Origin of the sequence: Gordonia oleivorans, from assembly GCF_040044975.1 — a bacterium.
In the GTDB taxonomy this organism is placed as follows: domain Bacteria; phylum Actinomycetota; class Actinomycetes; order Mycobacteriales; family Mycobacteriaceae; genus Gordonia; species Gordonia oleivorans.
Map to the genome: position 1 here is coordinate 186,108 of NZ_JBDZDI010000005.1, position 14,405 is coordinate 200,512.

Annotated in this window: 14 protein-coding genes; 10 read left to right on the forward strand and 4 right to left on the reverse strand. The window is 67.1% G+C overall.

Translation table 11 applies throughout. The features are described 5' to 3' along the window. Positions 1–57 precede the first annotated feature (57 nt). The 3 genes from ABLE92_RS10740 to ABLE92_RS10750 all read left to right on the forward strand — a co-directional run bounded on the left by ABLE92_RS10740 (position 58) and on the right by ABLE92_RS10750 (position 2,381). Entirely contained in the window at positions 58–1,302 is a 1,245-nt protein-coding gene (locus tag ABLE92_RS10740; protein ID WP_348804744.1) for a PepSY-associated TM helix domain-containing protein, read from the forward strand. Between the two features lie 17 nt (positions 1,303–1,319). Continuing rightward, positions 1,320–1,691 (forward strand): hypothetical protein, encoded by a 372-nt coding sequence (locus tag ABLE92_RS10745; protein ID WP_348804745.1) that lies wholly within the window; start codon positions 1,320–1,322, stop codon positions 1,689–1,691. 153 nt (positions 1,692–1,844) lie between these two features. Further along, positions 1,845–2,381: a hotdog domain-containing protein gene (locus ABLE92_RS10750; RefSeq protein ID WP_348804746.1), complete on the forward strand. Its 537-nt coding sequence runs from the start codon at positions 1,845–1,847 to the stop codon at positions 2,379–2,381. Here ABLE92_RS10750 and ABLE92_RS10755 read toward each other — a convergent pair. Continuing rightward, positions 2,341–3,849, reverse strand: a complete 1,509-nt coding sequence (locus tag ABLE92_RS10755; RefSeq protein WP_348804747.1) for a glutamate-cysteine ligase family protein — start codon at positions 3,847–3,849, stop codon at positions 2,341–2,343. The two genes, ABLE92_RS10750 and ABLE92_RS10755, sit on opposite strands and share 41 nt — an antisense overlap. A gap of 78 nt (positions 3,850–3,927) precedes the next feature. Between ABLE92_RS10755 and ABLE92_RS10760 the strand changes: the two genes are divergently transcribed. The 4 genes from ABLE92_RS10760 to purM all read left to right on the forward strand — a co-directional run bounded on the left by ABLE92_RS10760 (position 3,928) and on the right by purM (position 8,096). After that, a complete protein-coding gene (locus ABLE92_RS10760; RefSeq protein WP_348804748.1) occupies positions 3,928–4,320 on the forward strand; it encodes a sterol carrier family protein in 393 nt (130 codons plus the stop codon). Positions 4,321–4,387: 67 nt separating this feature from the next. Then, positions 4,388–5,173: a hypothetical protein gene (locus ABLE92_RS10765; RefSeq protein WP_348804749.1), complete on the forward strand. Its 786-nt coding sequence runs from the start codon at positions 4,388–4,390 to the stop codon at positions 5,171–5,173. A gap of 221 nt (positions 5,174–5,394) precedes the next feature. Beyond that, positions 5,395–6,978 carry an amidophosphoribosyltransferase gene (purF, locus tag ABLE92_RS10770; RefSeq protein WP_348804750.1) on the forward strand — a complete coding sequence of 528 codons (1,584 nt, stop codon included), beginning with the start codon at positions 5,395–5,397 and terminating at the stop codon, positions 6,976–6,978. A 23-nt stretch (positions 6,979–7,001) separates the two neighbouring features. Further along, positions 7,002–8,096, forward strand: a complete 1,095-nt coding sequence (gene purM, locus ABLE92_RS10775) for a phosphoribosylformylglycinamidine cyclo-ligase (protein ID WP_348804751.1) — start codon at positions 7,002–7,004, stop codon at positions 8,094–8,096. Positions 8,097–8,403: 307 nt separating this feature from the next. Here the strand turns inward: purM and ABLE92_RS10780 are convergent, their stop codons facing one another. From ABLE92_RS10780 to ygfZ, 3 genes are all read right to left on the reverse strand, one after another. Beyond that, positions 8,404–8,583, reverse strand: a complete 180-nt coding sequence (locus ABLE92_RS10780) for a DUF3073 domain-containing protein (protein WP_348804752.1) — start codon at positions 8,581–8,583, stop codon at positions 8,404–8,406. Between the two features lie 155 nt (positions 8,584–8,738). Then, positions 8,739–9,374 (reverse strand): MOSC domain-containing protein, encoded by a 636-nt coding sequence (locus ABLE92_RS10785; protein WP_348804753.1) that lies wholly within the window; start codon positions 9,372–9,374, stop codon positions 8,739–8,741. Positions 9,375–9,396: 22 nt separating this feature from the next. Next, positions 9,397–10,566, reverse strand: a complete 1,170-nt coding sequence (ygfZ, locus tag ABLE92_RS10790) for a CAF17-like 4Fe-4S cluster assembly/insertion protein YgfZ (RefSeq protein ID WP_348804754.1) — start codon at positions 10,564–10,566, stop codon at positions 9,397–9,399. Between the two features lie 75 nt (positions 10,567–10,641). Between ygfZ and ABLE92_RS10795 the strand changes: the two genes are divergently transcribed. The 3 genes from ABLE92_RS10795 (at position 10,642) to cydB (ending at position 14,405) form a co-directional block, all read left to right on the forward strand. Beyond that, on the forward strand, positions 10,642–11,520 hold the full coding sequence (locus ABLE92_RS10795) for an aminodeoxychorismate lyase (protein WP_348804755.1): 879 nt from the start codon (positions 10,642–10,644) through the stop codon (positions 11,518–11,520). Between the two features lie 226 nt (positions 11,521–11,746). Then, a complete protein-coding gene (locus tag ABLE92_RS10800; protein ID WP_348804756.1) occupies positions 11,747–13,312 on the forward strand; it encodes a cytochrome ubiquinol oxidase subunit I in 1,566 nt (521 codons plus the stop codon). Positions 13,313–13,325: 13 nt separating this feature from the next. Further along, positions 13,326–14,405, forward strand: coding sequence for a cytochrome d ubiquinol oxidase subunit II (gene cydB / locus ABLE92_RS10805; RefSeq protein WP_348804757.1), 1,080 nt, complete (start codon positions 13,326–13,328; stop codon positions 14,403–14,405).

Below are 14,405 nucleotides of genomic sequence, written 5' to 3' on the forward strand. Positions count from 1 at the left end.
CGTCGGCAGCGTGTGCGGCGTCGAGTGAAGCGAAAGCCCGTTCGCCGCGCTTTGATCGTGACGCACCGGTGGACGTCGATCGTGCTGGGGTTGCTGCTGGTGATCGTGTGTACGAGCGGGGCCATCCTGGTGTACCAGCCCGAACTCGTCCGCGCCGCCAACTCGGAACTGTTCGCCACCACCGACACCGGCCACGAGGTGGGTTTCACCGAGGCCATCGCGGCCGTGCACGCCGCCGACCCGGATTTCGACGCCGCCTACATCTCGTCCAAGGGCGGCGTGTACTTCCTGACCGGTGACGACGCGGGTGCGGGTACCTGGTTCGTCGACGCCGGCACCGGAAAGGTCAACGGGCACGGCGACATCGACGGCGGTTTCTGGGGATTCATGGTCAATCTCCACGACTGCGGGCTGACCTGCGAGGGGTATCCCGGGTACGTCGCGTGGCTCGCCCAGCCGTCGGTGATCGCCGAGTGGGGCTGGTTCACCGCCGACATGACCTGGGGTGCGGTGATCCTGGGCGCCATGGGTCTCTTGCTGGTGTTCCTCGCGATCTCCGGCATCGTCATCTGGTATCCCGGATTACGCAAGTGGCGCAACGGATTCCGTGTCCGAATCGGGAAGGGCCGGTTCGCCCGCGACACGGATCTGCACAATGTGATCGGTATCGTCGCCGCCATCCCACTGCTGATCTGGGGACTCACCGGCATGAACTTCGAGATCCCCGGCGTCGGCAAGGTCTGGTACTCGGCGACCGGTGGGGTGGCACCGGCCGACGACGCCTACGACATGCCGACCTCGGAGGCCACCGGCCCGCTCATCTCGCTCGACACCGCGCTCGCCGCCGCCCAGGCCCACTATCCGGGATCGCATGCGACCTGGGTGGGAATGCCCTCCGACGGTGCCGAGTACTACTCCATCGATGTCCTCGCGGGTGACACCGATCTGTGGGCCGCCAACCCGACCTACCACGGCAACCGCGAACTCGGCATCGACGGGCACGACCCGACCATCATCAAGGAGTTCTCCGGAGCGCCCCGGAGTCTGTCCAACCGGATCGCCGACCAGTGGGCGCAACCCATGCTGCATTACGGGCATGCGGTCAACGGATGGTGGCGCGCACTGTGGTTCGGCTTCGGACTCACCCCGCTGCTGTTGCTGCTGACCGGCCTGAGCACCTGGCAGATCCGCAACCGCACCAACCGTCGTCGACGGCTAGCCGCCCGCGCGCGCAGGTCGGCGGGCACCGATCGCCCGGAGACCCCGGGTGCCGGCTCCGCAGCCGAGCCGGTCGGCGTCTGAGTGGTCATCACGCAGCGATGAATCCCTCGGTGGCGCTGATCATCACGGCCGCATGCGCACTGGCCGCGGTCGCGTCGGTCCTCGGCGTCACCGGCGTTGCGCACCTGCGGTGGCGCCCCACGGTGACCACCATCGTCGCGGTGGCCGTGACGGCGTGGATCGCCGGCGGAATGTTCCTGTGGCTCATCGGTAATCAGCTTCCCGCGCGGCCGGGGGTGTTCGCCGGATACGCCGCCACCGCGCTCGGGTTGGCCGCCGTGGCGGTGCCGGCCACCGGACATCTCGGGCCGCGGAGTGCGTCGCTGGTGCGGGCGGTGGTCCTGGCGCTGCTGGCCTTCGTGTGCTGGCGTACCGAATCGGTGTGGCTGACGGCGGTGCCGGGCGTCTGAGACCTGACATGACACGGTCGGGATTCTCGGGGCGATTTCCGGAATCCGATTTCGCGATGCCATTTCGACCGGCGGGAAAAGCCATTTCGCCAATACGCGGAATGCAATCATCGTATTCTCGGTGGCGCCGCTATTCCCTGGAGAGGTGAGGGCATGATCGATCGCGTGCTCGAGCAGCCGCACACGGTGCGAGAAGGTGTCGCGCAGACCCTCGACTTCCGGTGTCCGGTGGTACCGGGGAACCGTCATCGTGGTGACGTGCCGGCGGGCGCTACGCAACCGGCCATCCGGACGGCATCGGGCATTGCGATGGATCGTGTGCCCGGCGGTCTGCGGGGCTGGGTTGCGCTCCACGACTCTCCCGCGGCGTCCGCCGGGTTCGCTTCGGCCGGTGCTGTCCTGTCCCTGCTCGACGAACTCGTGACCGCCGCGCTGATGCCACTCGGGCTGGTCGCCGACCGCTGCGGAATCGACGTCGACTACATTCGTCCGGTGCCGCTCGATACTCCGATTGCGTTGAGCGCCTGGGTGAGTCATCGAGACGGTCGCCGTGTCTACACCGCCGCGTCGATGCACGTCGAGCGCCGGGTGGTGGCGCAGGGGCACGGCCGTCACCGGGTGCGACCCGCCAACCCGAACGATGCGGTGATCAGTCAGACCACGAATGCACCGGTTCGCCCTCGTGCATGAGCGCGACATAGTCACGCAGCATTCCGCGTAGCGCGTCGAAACGGCTCTCGCCGGCATCCTCGCGGGCGGCCACCGCGCGCCGCTGCCACACCGACCCGGTCTGGCCGGTGAGGCACCGGCCCTCGATCACCGACAGGTAGCGGTTGCGCGCGCGACCGGAGACGCCGAACGCACGTAACCCGTCGTCGGCGAGGGGGAGGAGCCTGCGCAGCGTCAGCTCGGCGGGGCGAACCCATCCCACGTCGGGCCAATAGAGCTGGGAATCGAGTCCGGCGCGCGCGCCGGAATGCAGGTTCTCCGCGGCCGCATTGAACGACATCTGTGACCACAACGGCCGGTCGGCCTCGACGAGGCCACGCACCACGCCGTAATAGAACGCCGCATTCGCCATCGTGTCGACGACGGTGGGGCCGGCCGGCAGCACCCGGTTCTCGACGCGCAGATGCGCCTGACCGTCGACGACGTCGTAGACGGGACGGTTCCAGCGGTAGACGGTGCCGTTGTGCAGCCGCAGTTCGTCGAGCGTGGGAATACGGCCGGCGTCGAGTTCGGCGAGCGGGTCGACATCGGTGGAGACCGGCAGCAGCGCCGGGAAGTAGCGGGTGTTCTCCTCGAACAGGTCGAAGATCGTGTTGATCCAGCGCTCGCCGAACCAGACCCGCGGGCGGACGCCTTGATTCTTCAGCTCCAACGGCCGGGTGTCGGTGGCCTGCTCGAAGACCGGGATGCGGCTCTCGTGCCACAGGGCGGTCCCGGCGAGGAACGGCGAGTTGCCGGCGAGTGCGACCTGAACCCCGGCGACCGCCTGCGCGGCGTTCCAGTGGGCGGCGAAATCCTCTGGCGCGACCCGTAAGTGGAGCTGCAGCGAGGTACACGCCGCCTCCGGCAGGATCGAATCGGTGGTCAGGTGCAGGCGTTCGCTGCTGTGATGATCGGCGACGGGGATGCCGGTGATGTCGAGTTCGATGTCCTCGCCGCGGGCGGCGAAGATCTGCTGATTGAGCAGATCATACCGGGGGTTCGCCGAAATCCATTGGTGGGCAAAGTGTTCGGTGTGCAATGTGGGCAGCATGCCGACCATCACCAGATGGCTGGAAACCTGGGCCGCCTGTTGTTCGGCCCGATTGAGCGAACTGCGCAGTCCCTGCTCCAACGACAGGGTGTCGTCGTGGGTGAACGGCCGTGGCGAGACGTTGATCTCGATATTGAACTGGCCGAGTTCGGTCTGGTAGTCCTCGTCGGCGATGGCGTCGAGGACCTCCGCATTGGCCATCGCCGGATTCATCTCGTCGTCGACGAGATTGAGTTCCACCTCCATGCCCAGCAGCGGCTCCGGTGGCTGCCCGTGGTCGGTGAACAGACCGTCGGACAGCATGCGCGCGATCGCCTCGGTCCCGCGGCTGACCTGCCGTCGGAAACGCACGCGATCCGCGCCGGTGAAATGTTGGGCGGTGACGTCGGTCCCCATGGCAAATATCCTGCCGGAGCGAGCGGCGTGGCGGGGACGAATCGGGCGTCGCCACGCGCAGGGGGCATCATGTCAGGCGTGCCCGCTCGTAAACCCATCGATCCCGTCGCGGCGCGAGCCGCGGTGGTGGCCGTGACGCCGTGGCTACGCGACACGACGCTGCCCACCCCGGCACGCGCCGATCTGGCCGCAGCCGTCCGGCTCACCGCGCGGACCCTGGAGGACATCGCGCCGGGAAACTCCGTCGAGGTCCGGGTGCCGCCGTTCGTCGCGGTGCAATGCATCGCCGGACCCCGGCATACCCGCGGCACCCCACCCAACGTCGTCGAGACCGATCCGCGATCATGGCTGCTGCTGGTGATCGGTGACGCCGCCTTCGACGACCTCGTCGACTCCGGTGCGGTGAGTGCGTCGGGAAGTCGGGCCGCCGAGGTGGCCGGGTGGCTGCCGCTCATCCCGATGCAGCCGTGACCCGCCGCGCGGTCGGCCGAATGACCGGGATGTGAACTCCGACGCGCGGACGTGTCACAGTCACGAGATGTCGTACCAGCAGCGCCCAGTAGGAGTGACGACCCCCGCCGCTCGACGGCCCGCCCACCTTGCAGCTCAACGGTGGGCCAAGGTCGCACTGTTCTGCGCGATGTTCACCGGGATCTGGGCGATCATCGCCGCCCTGTTCGTGGCGGATCCGAAGACGAACTCCCCGGTGGCGCAGCTGGCCCTGGTCGTCCTGGTGGTCGTCTGTGGGCTGCTCGCGGTCGTCGCCCGTGCGGCGATGTCGCGGGTGCGTTACCGCGTCGCCTTGCGGAGCAGCGCGATCTGGCTGGTGGTGGCCGCGGTTGCGGGTTATCTGTTGCTGTATGCGGTGCTGATGGCGGTCGGCCCGCTGGAGTCGGACTCGCTGCGGGCCACCGGCACCGTGCTCGCCCTCCCGGTGATGGCCGGGATCTGGATCCCCCTCAACATGTGCACGCTGTTCGCGATGACGGACAAGGCGATCACGATGCGCTGGCACACCGTGCGATGGTCGGCGGTCGCGGCCGTCGTCTACACCCGGGATGAACGATCGGACGTGGTGGAGATCGGGTTGAGTCTGCATCCCGGCACGGTGCTCACCACGGGACCGATGCCGATCCGGGCCGACGAGGTGCTCACCGACCTGCCCTATCGGGTACGGATTCGGGGTTCGGCATTCTCACCGGACCGCCTGCGCCGAGCCGTCGATCAGTTCGGTCCTGTGCAGTTCGGTCCTGGGGCCGGGCTGTCGGTGGTCGAGCGAATCGGCGGCGGTGAGGTTGTGAGGCATCGCACCTCGAGCATCTGAGCCGGGAGGATCTGAGCCTGGAGCATCCGAGCGGGGAGCATCCGAGCCGGGAATACTGCCGGGCGACGCGGCGCTGCACGGTTGGAAATCGGGGTCTACCGGCCGGTAGACTCGTGAGGGTCTCCCAGCCCGATGTCGCGTTGGATCGTCCAGTGGTCGTCCATCGTGACGCGTGCATGCCGACCGATGAGTAGACCCGCCCATCCCCAGGGAGTTCGTCGATGACCGAGCAGTCCATAGCCGGCAGAAATCTGCTGGCGCCCACGCCGCACGCCTGCGCAGCGGGTGCACCGGTCGACGAACCGGAGAACGAGCCGCGCGAGGAGTGCGGCGTTTTCGGTGTCTGGGCCCCCGGTGAGGACGTCGCCAAGCTCTCCTACTACGGGCTCTATGCGCTCCAACACCGAGGTCAGGAAGCCGCCGGTATCGCCGTCGGCGACGGCTCGCAGGTGCTGGTCTTCAAGGACCTCGGCCTGGTCAGTCAGGTCTTCGACGAGCAGACGCTGGGCTCGATGGTCGGCCACGTCGCGATCGGCCACTGCCGGTACTCGACCACCGGATCGACGACGTGGGAGAACTCACAGCCGATCTTCCGCACCACCGACGCCGGGACCGGTGTGGCGCTGGGCCACAACGGCAACCTGGTGAACACCGCCGAGCTCGCCAGCCGGGCCCGCGAACTGGGCATCAAGAGCACCGCGGCCACCTCCGACTCCGACATCGTCGGAGCGCTGCTGGCCCACGGCGCCGCCGACAGCAGCCTCGAGCAGGCGGCGATGGAACTGCTGCCGACGCTGCGCGGTGCGTTCTGCCTCACCTTCATGGACGAGCACACGCTGTACGCGGCGCGTGACCCGCACGGTGTGCGGCCGCTGTCACTCGGTCGCCTCGACCGCGGGTGGGTCGTCGCCTCGGAGACCGCGGCCCTCGACATCGTCGGCGCCTCCTTCGTCCGCGACATCGAACCCGGTGAACTCCTCGCCATCGACGCCGACGGGGTGCGCAGCACCCGATTCGCCGATGCGACGCCGCGCGGCTGTGTCTTCGAATACGTCTACCTCGCCCGCCCCGACAGCGTCATCCACGGCCGGTCCGTGCACTCCGCGCGCGTCGACATCGGCCGTCGGCTGGCGCGTGAGCACCCGGCCGAGGGCGATCTGGTGATCCCGGTGCCCGAGTCGGGCACCCCGGCCGCCGTCGGGTTCGCGCAGGAATCGGGCATTCCCTACGGTCAGGGCCTGATGAAGAACGCCTACGTCGGGCGCACCTTCATCCAGCCGTCGCAGACGATCCGCCAACTGGGTATCCGGCTCAAGCTGAACCCGCTCAAAGAGGTCATCCGCGGCAAAAAGCTTGTCGTCGTGGATGATTCGATCGTTCGTGGCAACACCCAGCGGGCACTGATCCGGATGCTGCGCGAAGCCGGTGCCGCCGAGGTACATGTCCGGATCGCGTCGAGTCCGGTGCGCTGGCCCTGCTTCTACGGCATCGACTTCGCGTCGCCGGCCGAACTCATCGCCAACGGCATGGAGTCCGAGGAGCACATGGTCGACGGTGTGCGGCAGGCGATCGGCGCGGATTCACTGGGGTACATCAGCACCGACGAGATGATCGCGGCCACCCATCAGCCGGCATCTGCGCTGTGTGCGGCCTGCTTCGACGGGAACTATCCGATCGAACTGCCCAAGGAGACCTCGATGGGCAAGGCGGTCCTCGAGCAGATGCTCGCCAACGCCGCCGGCGATGTCAGGACGGATCCGCTGGTCGCGTCCAATGACAACGTCAGTGCCGTGATGCGTCCCTGAGGTGCTCGGGTACCGTGTCATCCGTGAGTGACGCTGATTCGGCTGCCGAGAATACGAACTCTTCCGAGGGACTGTCCTACGCGGCGGCCGGGGTCGACATCGACGCCGGTGAACGGGCCGTCGAACTGATCGGGTCGCACGCCAAGCGCGCGACCCGGCCCGAGGTCCTCGGTGGCCTCGGTGGTTTTTCCGGACTCTTCGCCCTCAAGGGCAACTACCGTGAGCCGGTACTCGCCGCGGCCAGCGATGGCGTCGGCACCAAACTCGCTGTGGCACAGGCGGTCGGCAAGCATGACACCGTCGGTCAGGATCTCGTCGCCATGTGTGTCGACGACCTCGTCGTCTGTGGTGCCGAACCGCTGTTCCTGCAGGATTACATCGCCATCGGCAAGGTCGTCCCCGAGACCGTCGCCGAGATCGTGGGCGGCATCGCCGACGGCTGCGTCATCGCCGGATGTGCGTTGCTCGGTGGTGAGACGGCCGAACACCCCGGACTGATGCGTGATGATCATTACGACCTGTCGGCCACCGCGGTCGGCGTCGTCGAGGCCGATCAGGTGCTCTCGCCGGACAAGGTCCGCGCCGGCGACGTGGTGATCGCGATGGGGTCGTCCGGCTTGCATTCCAACGGCTATTCACTGGCCCGCAAGGTCCTGCTGGACTACGGCCACATGGATCTCGGTGGGCACGTCGAGGAGTTCGGCCGCACGCTCGGTGAGGAACTGCTCGAACCCACCCGCATCTATGCCCGCGATTGCCTCGCGCTGGCCGCCGAGGCCGACGTGCGCACCTTCGCCCACATCACCGGTGGTGGCCTCGCCGAGAACCTGGCACGCGTCATCCCGGCGGGTCTGGTCGCCGAACTCGAGCGCAATACCTGGAGTCCCGCACCGATTTTCGCGATGATCGCCCAGCGCGGTCGGGTCGAGCAGTTGGAGATGGAACGCACCTTCAACATGGGTGTCGGCATGGTCGCCGTGGTGGCCCCGGAGGACACCGATCGCGCGCAGGCGGTGCTGACCGCACGCCACGTCGACAACTGGGTGCTCGGCACCATCAAGCGCAGTTCCGAATCGCACGGCGCTGCGACGCTTCGGGGAGATCACCCGCGGTTCTGACCGTGTTGACGCGCAGGGACGCCCACTCGACGGGATATGGCGCCCACTCGACGGGATATGGCGCCCACTCGACGGGATATGGCGCCCACTCGACGCGATATCGCGCCCACTCGATGGAGATGTGCGCCCAGTCAACGGGAAAGGGCGCCCACTCGACGGGGCCGAGGGACAACGAAACCCACCGGCGGAATTCTCCTGGAGAAGGTCCCGACGGTGGGGTTCGTGAGATCGGTGGCTGGTGGACGTCACCGAGTCGACGTCTGGGCAGTGACGTCAGATAAGAACTACGAAGGAGGAATCCGCGCGCTCAGGCGCGGCGCCACTCGTCTTCTTCGGCCCACTCGTCCACCGGATCCGGGCGGTCTGGTGAGTCCGCCGTTGTCCCCGAGAGCTCGCGCTGCAAGCTCTCGAAGTCGGTGTTCGGAGTGGAGTACTTCAGCTGACGAGCAACTTTCGTCTGCTTTGCTTTAGCCCGGCCGCGGCCCATATGGGACCCCCTCGCACAATGACGGGGCGGCCAAACGTGTGGCGGCCCCGTTCTCTAGGTAGTTGAGTATGTCGTGGGGACCAGTTTAGCGCGCGTTCTCCGATTACGCGGACTGCCCCGGTCACGCCACGCCGAGCAGCGGTTCGGCACCCTCGTCAGGACCGGGCGAGGTGCCGCGAGGCCTCCCGCGCGACCTTGGGGGCCAGGTCCGGTTGGGCGAGGAGACGTTCCAGTGCGTCGGCGTCGGTGCCGGTCAGCAGGTCGCGCACCCGCACACCGTGGTCCGGTCGATGCACGACGGTGACGGCATCGCCCGCGCCGATGGTCCCGCGGTGGACAACCCGCAGGTAGGAGCCGCTGTCGCCGCGTTGCATGAAGCGTTTGACCCACCGGTCCTCCTCGGCCCATGCGGCGAAGGTGCGGCACGGGATCCGGGGGATCGTGGTCTCCAGGACGACGTCGTCGTCGCCGATCGCCCAGCGTTCGCCGACGATCGCGTCGGTCACCGCGATGCCGGTGGTGCGCAGGTTCTCCCCGAACCAGCCGTAAGGCAGATCACGGTCGAGTTCGTCGGCCCACCGGGCGGCCTCGGCATCGTCGTAGGCGTACACAGCCTGATCCAGCCCGCCGTGATGTTTGCGGTCGCAGACGTGGTCGGTGGTCAGGCCCAGTTCGCCGACCACGATCCGGCCCTGCTGGGGTCGCTTGTCGATGGCGCTGACGCCGGCCTTGCCGAGGTCGATGTCGGCCACCACGGAACACACCGCCAGCACGACGCCGTGATCACTCATGCCCGTCACCCCCGGCCGCCGGTCACGCCCGGCCGCGGAGCCGGTCCACGGCCGCGCGACCGGCCTGAACGTGATCGTCGGAGGCGATCGAATCCGGATCGATGCGTGCCGCGACGGGGTTCTCATCGCCCACGGTGAGATCGACGTTGGCGCCGATGCTCCGTTTGACCAATCCCAGGGCGATGGGACCCAGATCGAAGTGGTCGACGACGGTACCGAGACGCCCGACGGTCCGACCGCCCGCGGTGATCGCCTCGCCAGGTGAGGGCCGATGATCCGAGCTGCCGTCCAGATGCAGCAGCACCAGTTGCCGCGGTGACTTGCCGAGGTTGTGCACCCGGGCCACCGTCTCCTGCCCGCGGTAGCAGCCCTTGTCCAGGTGCACCGCTCCCGCCTGCTCGGGGCCGCCGATCCAGCCGGTCTCATGGGGGATGGTGCGGTCGTCGGTGTCGACGCCGAGCCGGGGGCGGGCCCCGGCGACGCGCAGCGCGTCGTACGCCCAGCTCCCGGCCATCCGTGCGCCCGCCTCGACGAGTTCGTCCCACCATGTCGGCAGCAGGAATTCCGGCACGACGAGGTCGACGACGGGCAGCATCGTGGTCGAATGCGGCCCTTCGGACAGCGGTGGCATGATCCGCCAGAAGCCGAGTGGTTCGTCCTCGTGATGGGACTCGGGCAGATCGCCCACCTGATACGGCGCCGCATCCGGGTCGATCTCGAGAAGCTCGGCGATCGGGCCGGTGAACGCGCCGGGACCGATGAGGGTCAGCACTTTCATGTCGGGGCGGGCCGCGGGGGAGACCTTGGCCCAGAACACCATCCGGGTGAGGAACGTCAGCAGGGCCTCACCGCGTGCGGGTTCGGTGTCGATCCAGGTCACCTCGTCGACGTCGGTGATGACGAAGTGGTCCTCGACGCGTCCGTTGGCGTCGAGCGACAGTGCTTCGGCGGATCGCCGGTCGCCGAGATCGTCGAGACGCTGAGAACAGATGGTGTTGAGCCACGTCAGGCGTTCCGGGCCGGGCAGTTCGATGACCGTGCGGTCGCTGCGGTCGACGATGATCGCCCCGCTGATGGCCGCGCGCTGTTCGCCGAGCGGGTCGCCGTAATGCCAGGCGACCGACGATGAATCATCGGGTGCGCCCACTGCGCCGTCGCCGGAATACCTGGTCAGGATGGGTGAGCGGGTCACGCGTCGAGTCTACCCGCCGACGGTGCGCCGACCGTCGTCCTCGGCTGCGCGGCCCCGCGCCCTAAGCTGTTCGGCATGTCGCAGTCGCTTCTGGTTGCCCTCGACGGAACGGTCCTTGATCCCGACGCCCCGTTCCTCTACGCCGATGACCTCGCCGCCGTGCGCGGGGACGGGATCTTCGAGACCCTGCTGATCCGTGGCGGCCGCGCCCGCGCCGTCGGACTGCATCTGCAGCGGCTGGCCCGCAGCGCGGCCATGCTCGATCTGCCGGAGCCCGACGTCGACGCGTGGCGCACTGCGATCGACGTGGCCGCCCGGACCTGGTCGGAGCGTCGCGGTTCGGGCACCGAGGGGCTTGTGCGCCTGGTGTATTCGCGGGGGCGGGAGAGCGCCGGGCCCAAGCCGGAGCCGACGGCGTATCTGACCGTCGGTCCGGTCGCCGAACGCGCGACCGCGGTGCGCGAGCACGGTGTCTCGGTGATCACCCTCGAACGCGGGTATTCGATCGATCTGGCCGCGACGGCGCCGTGGCAACTCCTGGGGGCCAAGACCCTCAGCTACGCCACCAACATGGGGGCGCTGCGGCACGCAGCCGAACTCGGCTACGACGACGTCATCTACGTCAGCAGCGAGGGTGCGGTCCTCGAGGGTCCTCGGTCGACGGTCGTCGCGGTGATCGGAGAGACACTGGTCACCCCGCCGGCCGAGATCGGCATCCTGCCGGGAACCACGCAGGTCGCGACGTTCGCGCTCGCGGCCGAGGAGGGCTGGCGCACCGAGACCCGGGTCCTCCGCCCGGCGGACCTCATTGAGGCCGATTCGGTCTGGCTGATCAGCAGTGTGACCCTCGCCGCCCGGGTCACCAAACTCAACGGGCACCCGCTGTCGGTGCCGGAGGACGCGAAGAAATTCGTCGATCTGGTCGACCGAGCGATTTCGGTTGATCGAGAATAGGGTTGATTCACGGGATCGGACATTTCGCAACGTTCGCGGCCGGTGATCCCTAACATAAACGAGACCCAGCCCACAACTGAATGTTCGGTGACGGGACCTTGGTCGGTTGTCGACGGGTGTGGCCAGGCGTAGCGTCACAACCACGAGTACTACTACCGGTAGTACTCGGCTTTCGTTCCAGTCCGTGTCTCGCAGCCCGAGCGCGGCTACGCGATTCGAGGCGACGTTGAACGCTCTGGATTTGTCCCGGTGGCAATTCGGTATCACCACCGTCTACCACTTCATCTTCGTTCCGCTGACCATCGGCCTCGCGCCGATGGTCGCGATCATGCAGACGGTGTGGCACAAGACCGGGAACGAACAGTGGCTACGGGCCACAAAGTTCTTCGGCAAGCTGTTCCTGATCAACTTCGCACTGGGTGTGGCGACCGGCATCGTGCAGGAGTTCCAGTTCGGCATGAACTGGAGCGAATACAGCCGATTCGTCGCCGACGTCTTCGGAGCGCCGCTGGCCCTCGAGGGTTTGATCGCCTTCTTCCTGGAGTCGACGTTCCTGGGCCTGTGGATCTTCGGCTGGTCGCGCCTGCCGCGGCGGGTGCATCTGGCCACCATCTGGCTGGCCGCGGTCGGTGTGACCGCATCGGCGTACTTCATCATCGCCGCCAACTCGTTCATGCAGCACCCGGTCGGGGTGGCGTGGGATGAGGCGCGCGAGCGTCCGGCGATGAACAACTTCTGGGCGGTCATCACCAACAACACGACGCTGGTCGCGTTCCCACACGTGATCACCGGTGCCTGGCTCACCGCGGGCACCTTCGTCGCGGGCATCGGTATCTGGTGGATGAGCCGGAACATGTGGCGCGCCAAGAAGCTTCGCCACGCCATCGAGACCGGTGACACCTCGGGGATGCCCAAGACCACCTCGCCCAGTCAGATCGACGCGACGCCGGAGGATCTCGAGCGTGACGCCCGCGACCTGTGGCGGCCGGTGACCCGGTTCGCGCTATGGGTGACGATCGTGTCGGGTCTGCTGCTCTTCGTCACCGGAGATCTGCAGGCGCAGATCATGTTCAAGCAGCAACCGATGAAGATGGCCGCGGCGGAATCGTTGTGCAACACCGAGGACGGTGCCGGGTTCTCCGTGCTGGCCGTGGGACGGCAGAACAACTGCAGCTCCATCGATCACCTCATCGAGATCCCGAAGATGTTGTCGTTCCTGGCCGATCACAGCTTCACCAGTGAGGTCGAGGGCGTCAATCAGCTCCAGCAGGAGTACCAGCAGAAGATGAACATGCCGGGGCAGAACTTCGCGCCGAACCTGTTCGTCACCTACTGGGCCTTCCGCGCGATGATCACCTGGGCGCTCGGATCGGTCATCATCGCACTGGGCGGCCTGTGGTTCACGCGGAAAAAGCGGGTGGTCGAATCCAGACGGTTCGGCATACTCGCGCTCTGGTTGATCCCGACGCCGTTCCTGGCCAATGCCTCCGGCTGGATCTTCACCGAGATGGGTCGTCAGCCGTGGGTGGTCGCCCCCAACTGGGTCGACGATCTCGACCCCACCAACATCAGCATGCTCGTGCAGGACGGCGTCTCCAATCACACGCCGCCGATCCTGTGGGTCACCATGATCGGGTTCACCCTCATCTACGGCGGACTCGGTGTGGTGTGGTTCATGCTGCAACGCCGCTACGCCATCGAGGGGCCGGGCGCGCACGACAACGTCGCACCGGAGGTCGAGACCGACGACTCCGATTCCGATGAACCCAAACAACTCTCGTTCGCGTACTGAAAGGGTGAAGTAGATGTCTCTGGAAAACCTCTGGTTCATCCTCGTCGCGGTCCTGTTCATCGGGTACTTCGTCCTCGAGGGATTCGACTTCGGTGTCGGCATGCTCATGCCCTTCCTCGGGTCGAGCCACACCGGCGGCGACGACAAGGTGTCGCCCGAGTCCGACGTCGCCGACCCGGACAAGCGCCGACGCGCCCTGCTCAACACCATCGGTCCCGTGTGGGACGGCAACGAGGTGTGGCTGCTCACCGCCGGCGGCGCACTGTTCGCGGCGTTCGGTGGTTGGTACGCAACGATGTTCACCGCGTTCTACCTCCCGCTGTTCCTGATCCTGATCGGGTTGATCACCCGCGTCGTCGCCATCGAGTGGCGCGGCAAGATCAACGACCCCAAGTGGCGCACCTGGTGTGACGTCGGCATCGGTCTCGGTTCCTGGATTCCCGCGCTCCTGTGGGGTGTGGCCTTCGCCAACGTGATCCGTGGTCTGCCGATCGACGCCGACGCGCAGTACACCGGAGGATTCTTCAATCTCCTCAACCCGTACGCCCTGCTCGGTGGGGTCACCACACTGCTGGCCTTCCTCACCCACGGTGCGGTCTTCCTCGGCCTCAAGACCGGTGGTGTGCTGCAACAGGACGCGATGAAATACGCGAAGACACTGGCCATTCCGACGCTCGTCGTCGCCGCGGCCTTCCTGCTGTGGACGCAGTTCGCCTACGGCAACGGCTGGACCTGGATTCCGGTCCTCATCGCCGCGGTGGCCGCACTGGTGATGGTCGCTGCCACCCAGGTCAATCGGGAGGGCATCGCCTTCCTGGCCACATCGATCGCGATCGCCGGGACCGTGGCCACGCTGTTCTCGGTGCTGTTCCCGGATGTCCTGCCGTCGAGCACCAACGCGGACTACAGCCTGACCATCGCCAACACCGCGTCGAGCCACTACACCCTGACCGTGATGACCATCGCGGCGCTCATCATGACGCCGATCGTCATCGCCTACCAGGCCTGGACGTACTGGGTGTTCCGGAAGCGGATCAGCGTCGACGAGATCCCGGATCCGATCGGGTTGCCCTCGTTGAAGGCGTGGCAGTGA

Bases quoted from the DNA above. Each gene is read 5' to 3' on its own strand.
- purF (WP_348804750.1), top strand. From the start codon at position 5,395: ATGACCGAGCAGTCCATAGCCGGCAGAAATCTGCTGGCGCCCACGCCG.
- ABLE92_RS10750 (WP_348804746.1), top strand. From the start codon at position 1,845: ATGATCGATCGCGTGCTCGAGCAGCCGCACACGGTGCGAGAAGGTGTC.
- ABLE92_RS10780 (WP_348804752.1), bottom strand. From the start codon at position 8,583: ATGGGCCGCGGCCGGGCTAAAGCAAAGCAGACGAAAGTTGCTCGTCAG.
- ABLE92_RS10765 (WP_348804749.1), top strand. From the start codon at position 4,388: ATGTCGTACCAGCAGCGCCCAGTAGGAGTGACGACCCCCGCCGCTCGA.
- ABLE92_RS10785 (WP_348804753.1), bottom strand. From the start codon at position 9,374: ATGAGTGATCACGGCGTCGTGCTGGCGGTGTGTTCCGTGGTGGCCGAC.
- ABLE92_RS10795 (WP_348804755.1), top strand. From the start codon at position 10,642: ATGTCGCAGTCGCTTCTGGTTGCCCTCGACGGAACGGTCCTTGATCCC.
- cydB (WP_348804757.1), top strand. From the start codon at position 13,326: ATGTCTCTGGAAAACCTCTGGTTCATCCTCGTCGCGGTCCTGTTCATC.
- ABLE92_RS10755 (WP_348804747.1), bottom strand. From the start codon at position 3,849: ATGGGGACCGACGTCACCGCCCAACATTTCACCGGCGCGGATCGCGTG.
- ABLE92_RS10745 (WP_348804745.1), top strand. From the start codon at position 1,320: ATGAATCCCTCGGTGGCGCTGATCATCACGGCCGCATGCGCACTGGCC.